This is a genomic window from Shewanella hafniensis, from assembly GCF_019655335.1.
GTDB lineage: Bacteria > Pseudomonadota > Gammaproteobacteria > Enterobacterales > Shewanellaceae > Shewanella > Shewanella hafniensis.
On the sequence record NZ_BPFD01000289.1, the window covers coordinates 1 to 255 of the forward strand.

At 50.6% G+C, this 255-nt stretch carries 1 rRNA gene; it reads left to right on the forward strand.

The features are described from left to right. Nucleotides 1-255 (forward strand): 23S ribosomal RNA (locus K5Q99_RS22305); the annotation flags it as partial.

Below are 255 nucleotides of genomic sequence, written 5' to 3' on the forward strand. Positions count from 1 at the left end.
GATTAATATTTCTGTACTTCCGCTAACTGCGATGGAGAGACGGAGAAGGCTAGGCTAGCGCGGCGTTGGTAGTCCGCGTTTAAGGTGGTAGGTGGTGTTCTTAGGCAAATCCGGGGACACGTACTTTAATGTACACACTGAGAGCTGATGACGAGGTCCTAAGGGACTGAAGTAGTTGATGCCATGCTTCCAGGAAAATCTTCTAAGCTTCAGGTTAGCGGGAATCGTACCCCAAACCGACACAGGTGGTCGGGT